Raw genomic sequence first — 14,574 nt, forward strand, 5'->3', positions numbered from 1 at the left:
TCTCTGGTATAGTGCCGGAAGGGCTTATGGAAGGATTCAGACAACGTGATGGGCGTAAGAGCGCAACAAAAAGAAAAAACCCGGCGTTCGCTGGTGGAAGCGGCATTTAGCCAGCTAAGTGCTGAACGCAGTTTTGCCAGCTTAAGCCTGCGCGAAGTTGCGCGGGAAGCGGGGATCGCCCCGACGTCCTTCTATCGCCATTTTCGTGATGTCGATGAGCTTGGTCTGACCATGGTGGATGAAAGCGGGCTTATGCTGCGCCAGCTGATGCGTCAGGCGCGCCAGCGTATCGCGAAAGGCGGCAGCGTCATTCGCACCTCTGTTTCCACCTTTATGGAATTTATTGGCAACAATCCGAACGCCTTCCGCCTGCTGCTGCGGGAACGCTCCGGTACGTCTGCGGCGTTTCGCGCCGCCGTGGCGCGTGAAATTCAGCATTTTATCGCGGAACTTGCCGACTATTTAGAAATCGAAAACCATATGCCGCGCGCCTTTACCGAAGCGCAGGCTGAAGCTATGGTCACCATCGTATTTAGCGCTGGCGCTGAGGCTCTCGATGTAGGCCCGGAGCAGCGTCGACAGCTGGAAGAACGCCTGGTGCTGCAGCTCAGAATGATCTCGAAAGGCGCGTATTACTGGTATCGCCGTGAACAAGAAAAAATATCAAATCATTCCGAATAACGTGAAGGACGAGCAATGAAACACTCAGTACAAGATAGAGGTACGCTGCTGCTGGCGCTGATCGCAGGTTTATCCATTAATGGTACCTTCGCCGCGCTGTTCAGCTCCATTGTCCCTTTTTCCATCTTCCCCATCTTGTCGTTGGTGCTGACGGTATACTGCCTGCATCAGCGCTATCAGAATCGTAGTATGCCCGTGGGTTTGCCGGGGCTTGCCGCTGCTTGCTTTATTCTCGGCGTGTTGGTTTACAGCACCGTTGTGCGCGCGGAGTATCCGGACATCGGCTCTAACTTCTTCCCGGCAGTTCTGTCAGTGATTATGGTGTTCTGGATTGGCTACAAATTGCGCAACCGCAAGAACGCGGTCGCGGAATAATCTCTCACCCGGCAGCAGCGCTGTTGCCGGGTTTTCTCGCGCAGCTTTACTTCTTCGTTAGCAGCACGCCGCATTCCATATGATGGGTATACGGGAACTGGTCGAATAGCGCCAGGCGCGTGACCGCGTGGGTCTCACTGAGCGTTTCCAGGTTCTGGCATAGGGTCTCCGGATTGCAGGAGATATACAGAATACGCGGATACGCCTGCACCATTTTCTCCGTTTCGCTATCCAGCCCACTGCGCGGCGGATCAACGAAAATCGTCTCACACTGATAGCTCTTCAGATCAATGCCCTGCAGGCGGTTAAACTCCCGCACGCCGTTCATCGCCTGGGTAAACTCTTCCGCCGACATGCGGATAATCTGCACATTATCAATGTGGTTCGCTGCAATATTATATTGCGCCGCCGCGACGGACGGTTTAGCGATTTCCGTTGCCAGCACGCGTTCGAAATTACGTGCCAACGCCAGCGAAAAGTTACCGTTACCGCAATACAGCTCAAGCAGGTCGCCAGTTGCGCCTTTGGTGGCATCGATAGCCCACTCCAGCATCTGGACGTTCATTACCGCGTTTGGCTGGGTGAAGCTATTCTCAACCTGACGATAGATCATTTCACGCCCGCCAACTGGCAGACGTTCATCGATATAGTCTTGATCCAGCTCGATTTTAGTTTTCGTCGCGCGGCCAATCAGATGCACATTCAGATTTTGCGCTCGCAGCGCATCGCGGAAGCGCTCTGCCTGCTGACGCCATTCATCGTCGAGCTTCTTATGATACAGCAGCGATATCACGGCCTGATTGCTCAGGGTGGTCAGATAATCCACCTGAAACAGTTTATGGCGCAGTACCGGGTTATCGCGTACGCCTTCAATCACCGCGGCCATCAGCTGATTAATCAGCTCGCTGGCGGCCGGGAAGGTATCGACGCGAATGCGGGATTTGGTCTGCTGATCAAACATAATGTGGTACAGGTCATCGCCATCGTGCCACAGGCGGAACTCTGCGCGCATGCGATAGTGGCTGACCGGCGAACGAAACACTTCCGGAACCGGGGCGCTGAAAGGCGCCATCATTTTCTGCAAACGGACGACTTTTTCTGCCAGCTGCGCTTCATATTGTTCGGTAGGAAGGTGTTCGGGGGTCATGATGCATCCTGAATAAAATAAGTACGCGGGGGATTGTAGGGAAAGCGCCGGGGATGTCCAGCCCTGATGATATAAGGAAATATAACGGTAGAAGTCTGGACATCTATATGTTTCTGATTATAGCATCGTGCTACCGGTCCTATGAGTTAATAGGGAATCCAGTGTAAATCTGGAGCTGACGCGCAGCGGTAAGGAAAAGTGGGATGAGCGCATTATGCAGACACTGCGGTTATTTAGCGGGAAGTCCTCATCCATCAAACACTCCAAGCCCGAAGACCTGCCGGAATACGTCGCATTTGGTTTCTATCATCGCGTGCTACTGATAGAGCCGGCGGCATCCTTTATTTATTACGGATGCTTTAAAATGATTAAAAAAGCTTCGCTGATGACGGCGCTCTCCGTCACGGCATTTTCCGGCTGGGCGCAGGACAGCAATTCAGATACGTTAGTGGTCACAGCAAACCGTTTTCAACAGCCGGTCAATACGGTCCTTGCGCCGACCGATGTGGTTACCCGGGAAGATATCGAGCGCTGGCAGGCGAAAGATTTGAACGATGTGATGCGCCGATTGCCTGGCGTGGATGTCGCGCAAAATGGTGGCATGGGGCAATCCTCCTCTCTGTTTATCCGTGGTACTGAAGCCAAACAGGTGCTGGTGCTGGTTGACGGCGTTCCCATGGCCCGACCGGGAATTACAAATAACCCTGATTTGAATCAGATCCCTTTATCGCTGGTACAGCGCGTCGAATATATCCGCGGCCCGCGTTCGGCGATTTATGGATCCGGGGCTATGGGCGGGGTGATTAACGTCATTACGCACTCTGATAAAGAACAATCCAAAATTACCGCTGGGGTAGGTTCTAAAGGTTACCAACAATATGACGGTACCCTGCGCCATCGCTTTGGCGATACGGTGGCGACGGTTGCGGGCTCCTATGAGGGTAATAAAGGCTTCAACGTTCAGCCTGGTTCAACCTGGGAGCACGACGGCGATCGCGACGGTTTTCGTAATAAAACATTTTGGGGCAGCCTCGAGCATACATTTAACGAGAATTTTGACGGTTTCTTCCGCGGACACAGCTATACCAATAACTCTGATTACGATCTTGGAAGCCCGCCGTATAGCCCGGCCTACAGCGCCGATGAAAACCAGCTCTACAACCAAAGCTGGGATGCGGGGCTGAACTTTAATTCCGGTATCTACTCCTCTCAGCTTATCGCCAGCTACCAGAAGGTAAAGGACTACAACTACAGCAGTATCTATGGCCGTTACAACGATGGTACGACGCTCGACAGGATGACGCAGCGTAACCTGCAGTGGGGTAATAACGTTATTGTGGGTCATGGTTCTGTCAGCGCAGGGGTGGACTGGCAGCAGCAGCGATTAACGTCATCAGACACGACGATGTCGGATACCTATAAACGTGACAATACGGGACTGTATCTGACGGGCCAGCAGCAGTTTGGCGATGTGACCCTCGAAGCTTCCGGGCGTGAAGACCACGATGAGCAGTTTGGCTGGCATGGTACTTGGCAGACGACCGCAGGCTGGGAGTTTGTTGAAAACTATCGCTTGACCCTCGGCTACGGTACCGGCTTCCTTGCACCTTCTTTAGGACAACAGTTTGGTTCGACCCGATTTGGTATCAACGCGAATCCCAACCTGAAGCCTGAAGAGTCGAAGCAGTGGGAAGCGGGGCTGGAAGGGCTCACAGGTCCCGTGGACTGGCGCTTGTCCGCATACCATTACAAGATTACTAACCTGATTACCTATTACTCCGATCCTGTCACCTATGAAGGGGAGTACGACAATATTAATGCCGCGACGATTAAAGGCGTGGAGTGGACGGGAAGTGTCGATACCGGTATTTTCAGCCATCGCGTAACGTTGCAGTATGTCGATCCGCGTAACGATGATAACGGTGAAGTGCTGGCCCGACGTTCTAAACGACAGGCAAAGTATCAGCTAGACTGGTCCGTGTTTGATGTCGATATGGATGTGTCCTGGCAGTATTATGGGAAGCGCTACGATAACAACACCTCCCAGTACAACAATACGCAAAGGATTTTGCCGAGCTACAGCACTGTAGACGTTTCTGCATCGTATCCGATCACCGATCGCCTGACAGTTCGTGGTAAAATAGCTAACCTGTTCGATAAAGATTACGAGACAGCTTATGGCTACCAAACTGCAGGACGAGAATACTACTTGTCTGGCAGCTACACCTTCTGATCCACGTCCCACCGTGCTGGTGTTTGATTCCGGCGTCGGTGGGCTGTCGGTTTACAACGAGATTCGGCAGCTTCTGCCGGATCTGCATTACATCTACGCTTTCGATAACGTGGCATTCCCTTACGGGGAGAAGAGCGAAGAATTTATCGTTGAACGCGTTCTGGAGATCGTTACCGCGGTACAGCAGCGCTATCCGTTGGCATTGGCCGTCATTGCCTGTAACACCGCAAGTACCGTTTCCCTCCCCGCATTACGCGATAAATTCGCCTTTCCGGTTGTCGGCGTCGTTCCGGCGATAAAACCCGCGGCTCGCTTAACGGCGAATGGCGTTGTTGGTCTTCTGGCGACGCGCGGAACGGTAAAACGTCCTTATACGCGCGAACTGATCTCTCGCTTTGCGAATGAATGCAAAATTGAAATGCTGGGGTCGGCAGAGCTGGTGGAGCTGGCGGAGGCTAAGCTCCACGGTGAACCGGTCCCGCTGGATGAACTGCGACGTATCCTGCGTCCCTGGCTGAGAATGCAGGAACCGCCTGATACGGTTGTGCTGGGGTGTACGCATTTCCCTCTAATACAAGAAGAGCTGCAGCAGGTTCTGCCGGAAGGGACGAGAATGATCGACTCCGGGGCGGCAATTGCGCGTCGCACAGCCTGGCTATTAGAGCACGAAGCGCCTGACGCAAAATCGAGTGATGTCAATATTGCGTACTGTATGGCGTTGACGCCTGAAACTGAGCAGCTTTTGAGCGTTTTGCGGCGCTATGGCTTCGAATCGCTGGAAAAATTACCGCTTTCATAGCGTTTTGCACAAAAAAGAGACGGTTGAAAGATTTTTTGAAAACAGGGCTTGTCAACGTCTCAGAACTCCCTATAATGCGCCTCCACTGACACGGAACAACGGCACGCAAGCCGCCGGGTCAGCGGGATTCAGCGATGAATGCCGGCAGAGAAAAGCAAAATTAAACGCTTGACTCTGAATGAGGAAAACGTATTATACGGGACCTCGCAACGGTGAGCGAAAGCCGCGTTGCACTGCTCTTTAACAATTTATCAGACAATCTGTGTGGGCACTCAAAGTGACATGGATTCTTAACGTCGCAAGACGAAAAATGAATACCAAGTCTCTGAGTGAACATACGTAATTCATTACGAAGTTTAATTCACGAGCATCAAACTTAAATTGAAGAGTTTGATCATGGCTCAGATTGAACGCTGGCGGCAGGCCTAACACATGCAAGTCGAACGGTAGCACAGAGAGCTTGCTCTCGGGTGACGAGTGGCGGACGGGTGAGTAATGTCTGGGAAACTGCCTGATGGAGGGGGATAACTACTGGAAACGGTAGCTAATACCGCATAACGTCGCAAGACCAAAGAGGGGGACCTTCGGGCCTCTTGCCATCAGATGTGCCCAGATGGGATTAGCTAGTAGGTGGGGTAACGGCTCACCTAGGCGACGATCCCTAGCTGGTCTGAGAGGATGACCAGCCACACTGGAACTGAGACACGGTCCAGACTCCTACGGGAGGCAGCAGTGGGGAATATTGCACAATGGGCGCAAGCCTGATGCAGCCATGCCGCGTGTATGAAGAAGGCCTTCGGGTTGTAAAGTACTTTCAGCGGGGAGGAAGGGAGTAAGGTTAATAACCTTATTCATTGACGTTACCCGCAGAAGAAGCACCGGCTAACTCCGTGCCAGCAGCCGCGGTAATACGGAGGGTGCAAGCGTTAATCGGAATTACTGGGCGTAAAGCGCACGCAGGCGGTCTGTCAAGTCGGATGTGAAATCCCCGGGCTCAACCTGGGAACTGCATTCGAAACTGGCAGGCTGGAGTCTTGTAGAGGGGGGTAGAATTCCAGGTGTAGCGGTGAAATGCGTAGAGATCTGGAGGAATACCGGTGGCGAAGGCGGCCCCCTGGACAAAGACTGACGCTCAGGTGCGAAAGCGTGGGGAGCAAACAGGATTAGATACCCTGGTAGTCCACGCTGTAAACGATGTCGACTTGGAGGTTGTTCCCTTGAGGAGTGGCTTCCGGAGCTAACGCGTTAAGTCGACCGCCTGGGGAGTACGGCCGCAAGGTTAAAACTCAAATGAATTGACGGGGGCCCGCACAAGCGGTGGAGCATGTGGTTTAATTCGATGCAACGCGAAGAACCTTACCTACTCTTGACATCCAGAGAACTTAGCAGAGATGCTTTGGTGCCTTCGGGAACTCTGAGACAGGTGCTGCATGGCTGTCGTCAGCTCGTGTTGTGAAATGTTGGGTTAAGTCCCGCAACGAGCGCAACCCTTATCCTTTGTTGCCAGCGGTCCGGCCGGGAACTCAAAGGAGACTGCCAGTGATAAACTGGAGGAAGGTGGGGATGACGTCAAGTCATCATGGCCCTTACGAGTAGGGCTACACACGTGCTACAATGGCATATACAAAGAGAAGCGACCTCGCGAGAGCAAGCGGACCTCATAAAGTATGTCGTAGTCCGGATTGGAGTCTGCAACTCGACTCCATGAAGTCGGAATCGCTAGTAATCGTGGATCAGAATGCCACGGTGAATACGTTCCCGGGCCTTGTACACACCGCCCGTCACACCATGGGAGTGGGTTGCAAAAGAAGTAGGTAGCTTAACCTTCGGGAGGGCGCTTACCACTTTGTGATTCATGACTGGGGTGAAGTCGTAACAAGGTAACCGTAGGGGAACCTGCGGTTGGATCACCTCCTTACCTTAAAGAACCTGCCTTTGTAGTGCTCACACAGATTGTCTGATGAAAAATAAGCAGTAAGAAAATCTCTGCAGGCTTGTAGCTCAGGTGGTTAGAGCGCACCCCTGATAAGGGTGAGGTCGGTGGTTCAAGTCCACTCAGGCCTACCAAATTTCTGCTGATGCTGCGTTGCGGCGACACTCACATACTTTAAGTATGCTTCGTGTCACCCCGCCTTGCCTCAACAGAAATTAAGGTTGATGAGATTTAACTACGATGGGGCTATAGCTCAGCTGGGAGAGCGCCTGCTTTGCACGCAGGAGGTCTGCGGTTCGATCCCGCATAGCTCCACCATCTTTACTGCACACCACAAGAAAACTTCAGAGTGTACCTGAAAAGGTTCACTGCGAAGTTTTGCTCTTTAAAAATCTGGATCAAGCTGAAAATTGAAACGACACACATGTTATGTGTGTTCGAGTCTCTCAAATTTTCGCGACACGATGATGTTTTACGAAACATCTTCGGGTTGTGAGGTTAAGCGACTAAGCGTACACGGTGGATGCCCTGGCAGTCAGAGGCGATGAAGGACGTGCTAATCTGCGAAAAGCGTCGGTAAGGTGATATGAACCGTTACAGCCGGCGATGTCCGAATGGGGAAACCCAGTGCAATTCGTTGCACTATCGTTTGATGAATACATAGTCAAACGAGGCGAACCGGGGGAACTGAAACATCTAAGTACCCCGAGGAAAAGAAATCAACCGAGATTCCCCCAGTAGCGGCGAGCGAACGGGGAGCAGCCCGGAGTCTGAATCAGCTTGTGTGTTAGTGGAAGCGTCTGGAAAGTCGCAGGGTACAGGGTGATACTCCCGTACACTAAAACACACAGGCTGTGAACTCGAAGAGTAGGGCGGGACACGTGGTATCCTGTCTGAATATGGGGGGACCATCCTCCAAGGCTAAATACTCCTGACTGACCGATAGTGAACCAGTACCGTGAGGGAAAGGCGAAAAGAACCCCGGCGAGGGGAGTGAAAAAGAACCTGAAACCGTGTACGTACAAGCAGTAGGAGCCCACTTGTTGGGTGACTGCGTACCTTTTGTATAATGGGTCAGCGACTTATATTCTGTAGCAAGGTTAACCGTATAGGGGAGCCGCAGGGAAACCGAGTCTTAACTGGGCGTTAAGTTGCAGGGTATAGACCCGAAACCCGGTGATCTAGCCATGGGCAGGTTGAAGGTTGGGTAACACTAACTGGAGGACCGAACCGACTAATGTTGAAAAATTAGCGGATGACTTGTGGCTGGGGGTGAAAGGCCAATCAAACCGGGAGATAGCTGGTTCTCCCCGAAAGCTATTTAGGTAGCGCCTCGTGAACTCATCTTCGGGGGTAGAGCACTGTTTCGGCTAGGGGGTCATCCCGACTTACCAACCCGATGCAAACTACGAATACCGAAGAATGTTATCACGGGAGACACACGGCGGGTGCTAACGTCCGTCGTGAAGAGGGAAACAACCCAGACCGCCAGCTAAGGTCCCAAAGTCATGGTTAAGTGGGAAACGATGTGGGAAGGCCCAGACAGCCAGGATGTTGGCTTAGAAGCAGCCATCATTTAAAGAAAGCGTAATAGCTCACTGGTCGAGTCGGCCTGCGCGGAAGATGTAACGGGGCTAAACCATGCACCGAAGCTGCGGCAGCGACGCTTAGGCGTTGTTGGGTAGGGGAGCGTTCTGTAAGCCGTTGAAGGTGGCCTGTGAGGGTTGCTGGAGGTATCAGAAGTGCGAATGCTGACATAAGTAACGATAATGCGGGTGAAAAACCCGCACGCCGGAAGACCAAGGGTTCCTGTCCAACGTTAATCGGGGCAGGGTGAGTCGACCCCTAAGGCGAGGCCGAAAGGCGTAGTCGATGGGAAACAGGTTAATATTCCTGTACTTGGTGTTACTGCGAAGGGGGGACGGAGAAGGCTATGTTGGCCGGGCGACGGTTGTCCCGGTTTAAGCGTGTAGGTGTGTGTTCCAGGTAAATCCGGTTCACTTTAACACTGAGGCGTGATGACGAGGCACTACGGTGCTGAAGTGACAAATGCCCTGCTTCCAGGAAAAGCCTCTAAGCATCAGGTAACATCAAATCGTACCCCAAACCGACACAGGTGGTCAGGTAGAGAATACCAAGGCGCTTGAGAGAACTCGGGTGAAGGAACTAGGCAAAATGGTGCCGTAACTTCGGGAGAAGGCACGCTGATATGTAGGTGAAGTGGTTTACCCATGGAGCTGAAATCAGTCGAAGATACCAGCTGGCTGCAACTGTTTATTAAAAACACAGCACTGTGCAAACACGAAAGTGGACGTATACGGTGTGACGCCTGCCCGGTGCCGGAAGGTTAATTGATGGGGTTATCCGTAAGGAGAAGCTCTTGATCGAAGCCCCGGTAAACGGCGGCCGTAACTATAACGGTCCTAAGGTAGCGAAATTCCTTGTCGGGTAAGTTCCGACCTGCACGAATGGCGTAATGATGGCCAGGCTGTCTCCACCCGAGACTCAGTGAAATTGAACTCGCTGTGAAGATGCAGTGTACCCGCGGCAAGACGGAAAGACCCCGTGAACCTTTACTATAGCTTGACACTGAACACTGGTCCTTGATGTGTAGGATAGGTGGGAGGCTTTGAAGCGTGGACGCCAGTCTGCGTGGAGCCATCCTTGAAATACCACCCTTTAATGGCTGGTGTTCTAACGTGGGCCCGTAATCCGGGTTGCGGACAGTGTCTGGTGGGTAGTTTGACTGGGGCGGTCTCCTCCTAAAGAGTAACGGAGGAGCACGAAGGTCAGCTAATCCTGGTCGGACATCAGGAGGTTAGTGCAATGGCATAAGCTGGCTTGACTGCGAGCGTGACGGCGCGAGCAGGTGCGAAAGCAGGTCATAGTGATCCGGTGGTTCTGAATGGAAGGGCCATCGCTCAACGGATAAAAGGTACTCCGGGGATAACAGGCTGATACCGCCCAAGAGTTCATATCGACGGCGGTGTTTGGCACCTCGATGTCGGCTCATCACATCCTGGGGCTGAAGTAGGTCCCAAGGGTATGGCTGTTCGCCATTTAAAGTGGTACGCGAGCTGGGTTTAGAACGTCGTGAGACAGTTCGGTCCCTATCTGCCGTGGGCGCTGGAGAATTGAGGGGGGCTGCTCCTAGTACGAGAGGACCGGAGTGGACGCATCACTGGTGTTCGGGTTGTCATGCCAATGGCATTGCCCGGTAGCTAAATGCGGAAGAGATAAGTGCTGAAAGCATCTAAGTACGAAACTTGCCCCGAGATGAGTTCTCCCTGACTCCTTGAGAGTCCTGAAGGAACGTTGAAGACGACGACGTTGATAGGCCGGGTGTGTAAGCGCAGCGATGCGTTGAGCTAACCGGTACTAATGAACCGTGAGGCTTAACCTTACAACGCCGAAGATGTTTTGGCGGATTGAGAAGACAACAATTTCAGCATTGATTCAGAGTTGAGTACGCAATAATTTGCGCAGCAGCAAGGCGACAAGCGAAGGAAAGGAAGGAGCATACTGAGGTATGTGACTGACTTTACGAGCGCGGGCAACGCGGCAGATGCGATAAAGAATTGCGTACTGAGCACAAAGAATTTGCCTGGCGGCGATAGCGCGGTGGTCCCACCTGACCCCATGCCGAACTCAGAAGTGAAACGCCGTAGCGCCGATGGTAGTGTGGGGTCTCCCCATGTGAGAGTAGGGAACTGCCAGGCATCAAATTAAGTAGTAAGCCGGTGTATTAATCCGGTGGTTACAGAAGTATTCGGTGGAGCGGTAGTTCAGTCGGTTAGAATACCTGCCTGTCACGCAGGGGGTCGCGGGTTCGAGTCCCGTCCGTTCCGCCACTTATTAAAAAATTAAGCCTGCTGATTAAGCAGGCTTAATGATAAGAAACTTTAGGGGCGTAGCTCAGTTGGTAGAGCACCGGTCTCCAAAACCGGGTGTCGCGAGTTCGAGTCTCTCCGCCCCTGCCATATATAATCCTTTGCTCAGGCAAAGGATTTTTTTTGCTTTAAATTTCCCGCCGATCGTCCTCCATCCCTGGAGGAGTGCGTCTATTCCAATATATTGTGCTTCAGGATCTCCCGAATCTGCGCTTGTTTATCGCTGTTTTGTAGCCAAATTGCATAGAGAGGCCTTGAGAGCGTCGCACTGTCGGTCACCGTGTGCAGATTATTTTTCCCCTGAGCCCAGAGTACGGGCAACCATGTACATCCTTTAAGGGCGCTGAGTTGTTGGTAAGCTAATTCGGCAGAACTGGTGGTCAGCAGAGGAATATCATCATTTCCGATCAATCCAGCTTCGTTTTGTTGGAAATCGGGCCCCCACTCCAGGCGTAAATAATTCAATTCATTTGTGTATTTAGCCGGAGAGGCACAATAAAGCGCCAGGGTAAAATTACCCAATAACTGGCTGCTTAATTCATCCATCTTCGGCGATTCTGTCGTGATCAAGAGATCAAGTTGACGTTCGTGCAGCTGTTTGACCAGCGATTGGCGCTGCGCAATCCGCGCCTCAAACTGGAGGTTATAGGGCTCCGTATAGAGCTTGCCCAGCCATCCGTTAAGCAGACATTCCCACAGAGAAGCGCTGGCACCGATCGAAAATTCATTATGTCGGGAAGCATTCGCGACCTCCTTGCGCGCAGCTTGCCAGGTATTCATCAGCGTTTCGGCGTAGGGCAGCAGTTTCTCTCCGGCTGAGGTCAGACGGATATTATTACGATGGCGGGTAAAAAGATTTACCCCCAGCTGGTTCTCCAGTTGACGAATACGAAAGCTAACTGCTGACTGCGTCAGATAAAGCGCCTCTGCGGCTCGGCCAAAGTGGCGAGTTCTGCTCACCTCAAGGAAAGTCTTGAGCAATTCCGTATCCACACTCTTCTCCGCAAAATTATTTGTCGTGATGATTTAAATGTTTTGTTTGACGCTCTGTCAAGCGTAACTAATACTCCGCGCCATAATTAGCTCGGCCAAAGAATCAGGAGCGTGTAGGATGGCGGAAAGCTTTACGACAACTAATCGTTTTTTCGACAATAAAAATTATCCGCGCGGGTTTTCCCGTCATGGAGATTTCACCATCAAAGAGGCGCAACTGCTGGAACGTCATGGTTATGCCTTTAATGAACTCGAACTAGGTAAACGCGAGCCTGTCACCGACGATGAAAAACAGTTTGTTTCGGTATGTCGCGGTGAACGTGAGCCCGCGACGGAAGCAGAACGCGTCTGGATTAAGTACATGGCGCGGATTAAGCGTCCGAAGCGTTTCCATACTTTGTCCGGCGGCAAGCCGCAGGTGGAAGGTACGGAAGATTACACAGAAAGCGATGATTAAGAAAAAGGGCGTAAGCCCTTTTTTTACGCCATCATTTTTTGTAGATAGCCCAACATTCTGTCTATTGCCCGATAGCCAAGAGCCTCCTGCAGATGATGACGTTCGATGCGCTCGACGGCTTCAATATCGGCAATAGTCCGGGAAACTTTAAGCAGGCGCTGCCAGGCACGGATTGAAAGTCCAAGCTGTGTTAGCGTCTGCTCCAGCCAGATAGCGTCATCTTGATGAAGCTGGCAGCAGATTTTCATCTCATCATTTCCCAGATGCGCATTAAGTTTTTTCTGCCGCGATAGCTGCCTTTCGCGTGCGGCCAGAACACGTTGGCGTACGCAGGCGCTACTTTCCTCTTCGTTTGTTCCCTGGCTGAGCACCCCCGGCGGGGGAAGTGGGATCTCCAGGGAGAGATCGAACCGGTCAAGAAACGGGCCGGATAAACGACCAAGGTAGCGTAGCGTCTGTTCCGGTGAAGCGCGATTATGCTGGCCCTGATAGTGCCCTGTCGGGCTGGGATTCATCGCTGCAATAAGCTGGAAACGGGCTGGATAATCGATTTTGGCGCGGGTGCGCGAGATATGGATAACCCCTGACTCAATGGGTTCGCGTAACGCATCCAGAACCCTGCGTTCGAATTCAGGCAACTCATCCAGGAACAGGACGCCGTTATGGGCAAGGGAGATCTCTCCCGGTGCCGGAATTGAGCCTCCGCCGACCATGGCCGCGAGGGAGGCGCTATGATGCGGGGCGCGAAAGGGCCTGCGGCGCCAATTTTTCATGGCATGCCTGGAATCGACCAGGCTAAGTATTGCTGCGCTTTCTAGCGCTTCCTGGTTACTCAGCGGCGGCATTAGTCCCGGTAATCGACTGGCGAGCATCGTTTTTCCTGTGCCGGGCGGGCCTATCATCAGCAGGTTGTGACCACCTGCTGCAATGATTTCCAGCGCTCGTTTCCCCTGCCGCTGGCCAATAACATCACGCAAATCAACCGATGTTTCATCCGAATATTCCCCTTCGGAAAGGGGGTTAGCCAGGGTATGTTGACCTTCGAGAAAAGCGCAGACTTCCTGGAGATCGGTGGCGATAAGACAGTCACTGCCGCCGATTAACCCAACCTCTGGAGAATTCTCATTAGAGATAACAATCTTCCGCCCCGCTTTTATGGCCTCCATGGCGCTGGATATAGCACCAGGAACGCCACGCAGAGTGCCTGTAAGCGCCAGCTCGCCGACAAACTCATATTGATTTATCCTGGGAGCTTTAAGCTGCTCAGAGGCCACCAGAAGCGCGAGAGCGATAGGTAAATCATATCTTCCACCTTCTTTTGGCAGATCGGCCGGGGCCAGATTAATAGTGATTTTTTTCGCCGGATAAGCGTAGCCGCTGTTGATAATCGCACTACGTACCCGGTCACGCGCTTCTCTAACCGTTGTTTCAGGCAGCCCTACCATTGTCAGGCCTGGGAGCCCGTTGCTGATATGAACTTCAACGGTGATAAGCGGGGCGCCGATCCCGAGAGCGGCGCGGGTGTAAACAATGGCGAGTGACATAAAACCTCCTGAGAACCGGGATTATGTCGGGGATTTGTTTTTGAGTAATTCGGCAATATTAAATTCTGCATGCTTGCTCCCTGCCAATTTCCCGGCAATTTCCGCTTTGCACTGGTGTTGGATACTGCCTCGTAAAATGCTGTCATCAGGCAACAAGATGAGAAAGTGCTGTGGAGTAAGCCACAAATTGAAATATTTTCATTTCATGTTTTTTCCATTAAAAACAATTGTTTTTTCGTAAATGGTTAGCAAGGTAAGAAATGACGTCATAAAAAAATCTTGTGTTTAACGCGAAGTCTGTGGTACCTCTTTAGGTATTCCTTCGAACATGAAGCCAGAAAGAACATAAAATGACAGCCCTTCTACGAGTGATTAGCCTGGTCGTGATTAGCGTGGTGGTGATTATTATCCCACCGTGCGGGGCTGCACTTGGACGAGGAAAGGCTTAAAAAACAAGCCTTAACGAACTAAGACCCCCGCACCGAAAGGTCCGGGGGTTTTTTTATAACTTAAAAACAGAAA

General features: G+C 52.1%; 9 protein-coding genes, 4 tRNA genes, 3 rRNA genes and 1 riboswitch. Of the genes, 13 read left to right on the forward strand and 3 right to left on the reverse strand.

What is annotated here, in order from left to right; translation table 11 throughout:
* Positions 1-45: 45 nt before the first annotated feature.
* Positions 46-681 carry an HTH-type transcriptional repressor FabR gene (fabR, locus tag IYV58_RS00625; RefSeq protein WP_004107582.1) on the forward strand — a complete coding sequence of 212 codons (636 nt, stop codon included), beginning with the start codon at positions 46-48 and terminating at the stop codon, positions 679-681.
* A 15-nt stretch (positions 682-696) separates the two neighbouring features.
* A complete protein-coding gene (locus IYV58_RS00630; RefSeq protein ID WP_004127333.1) occupies positions 697-1,056 on the forward strand; it encodes a YijD family membrane protein in 360 nt (119 codons plus the stop codon).
* 46 nt (positions 1,057-1,102) lie between these two features.
* Here IYV58_RS00630 and trmA read toward each other — a convergent pair whose 3' ends face one another.
* On the reverse strand, positions 1,103-2,203 hold the full coding sequence (gene trmA / locus IYV58_RS00635) for a tRNA (uridine(54)-C5)-methyltransferase TrmA (protein WP_139529980.1): 1,101 nt from the start codon (positions 2,201-2,203) through the stop codon (positions 1,103-1,105).
* Between the two features lie 117 nt (positions 2,204-2,320).
* Positions 2,321-2,503: riboswitch (cobalamin riboswitch) on the forward strand.
* A gap of 64 nt (positions 2,504-2,567) precedes the next feature.
* On the opposite strand from trmA, the gene btuB reads away from it, so the two are divergent.
* The 9 genes from btuB (at position 2,568) to IYV58_RS00680 (ending at position 11,148) form a co-directional block, all read left to right on the forward strand.
* Complete coding sequence (btuB, locus tag IYV58_RS00640) at positions 2,568-4,436, forward strand: TonB-dependent vitamin B12 receptor BtuB (protein WP_032742227.1); 1,869 nt, start codon at positions 2,568-2,570, stop codon at positions 4,434-4,436.
* The gene (murI, locus tag IYV58_RS00645; protein ID WP_004127341.1) at positions 4,381-5,235 is read left to right on the forward strand and encodes a glutamate racemase; all 855 of its coding nucleotides are present in this window, start codon (positions 4,381-4,383) and stop codon (positions 5,233-5,235) included. Before btuB ends, murI begins: the two co-directional genes overlap by 56 nt.
* A 378-nt stretch (positions 5,236-5,613) precedes the next feature.
* Positions 5,614-7,153: ribosomal RNA gene (locus tag IYV58_RS00650) — 16S ribosomal RNA — on the forward strand.
* Between the two features lie 72 nt (positions 7,154-7,225).
* Positions 7,226-7,302: transfer RNA gene (locus tag IYV58_RS00655), tRNA-Ile, on the forward strand.
* Between the two features lie 108 nt (positions 7,303-7,410).
* Positions 7,411-7,486: transfer RNA gene (locus IYV58_RS00660), tRNA-Ala, on the forward strand.
* 178 nt (positions 7,487-7,664) lie between these two features.
* Positions 7,665-10,571 (forward strand): 23S ribosomal RNA (locus IYV58_RS00665).
* Positions 10,572-10,771: 200 nt separating this feature from the next.
* Positions 10,772-10,887 (forward strand): 5S ribosomal RNA (gene rrf, locus IYV58_RS00670).
* Together the 16S, 23S and 5S rRNA genes with 4 tRNA genes alongside form the textbook arrangement of a ribosomal RNA operon.
* A gap of 55 nt (positions 10,888-10,942) precedes the next feature.
* Positions 10,943-11,019: transfer RNA gene (locus tag IYV58_RS00675), tRNA-Asp, on the forward strand.
* 53 nt (positions 11,020-11,072) lie between these two features.
* Positions 11,073-11,148 (forward strand) — tRNA-Trp (locus tag IYV58_RS00680).
* Positions 11,149-11,229: 81 nt separating this feature from the next.
* Here the strand turns inward: IYV58_RS00680 and hdfR are convergent.
* Complete coding sequence (hdfR, locus tag IYV58_RS00685) at positions 11,230-12,051, reverse strand: HTH-type transcriptional regulator HdfR (RefSeq protein WP_004127343.1); 822 nt, start codon at positions 12,049-12,051, stop codon at positions 11,230-11,232.
* A gap of 118 nt (positions 12,052-12,169) precedes the next feature.
* Here hdfR and IYV58_RS00690 point away from each other — a divergent pair, with 118 nt between their 5' ends.
* A complete protein-coding gene (locus IYV58_RS00690) occupies positions 12,170-12,508 on the forward strand; it encodes a MaoP family protein (protein WP_004097464.1) in 339 nt (112 codons plus the stop codon).
* A gap of 23 nt (positions 12,509-12,531) precedes the next feature.
* On the opposite strand, the gene IYV58_RS00695 is transcribed toward IYV58_RS00690, so the two are convergent.
* On the reverse strand, positions 12,532-14,052 hold the full coding sequence (locus IYV58_RS00695; protein WP_195729369.1) for a YifB family Mg chelatase-like AAA ATPase: 1,521 nt from the start codon (positions 14,050-14,052) through the stop codon (positions 12,532-12,534).
* Positions 14,053-14,402: 350 nt separating this feature from the next.
* Between IYV58_RS00695 and ilvL the strand changes: the two genes are divergently transcribed.
* Positions 14,403-14,501 (forward strand): ilv operon leader peptide, encoded by a 99-nt coding sequence (gene ilvL / locus IYV58_RS00700; RefSeq protein ID WP_001311244.1) that lies wholly within the window; start codon positions 14,403-14,405, stop codon positions 14,499-14,501.
* The last annotated feature ends 73 nt before the right edge of the window (positions 14,502-14,574 follow it).

It is taken from the genome of Klebsiella sp. BDA134-6, assembly GCF_015601345.1.
Lineage (GTDB): Bacteria > Pseudomonadota > Gammaproteobacteria > Enterobacterales > Enterobacteriaceae > Klebsiella > Klebsiella grimontii.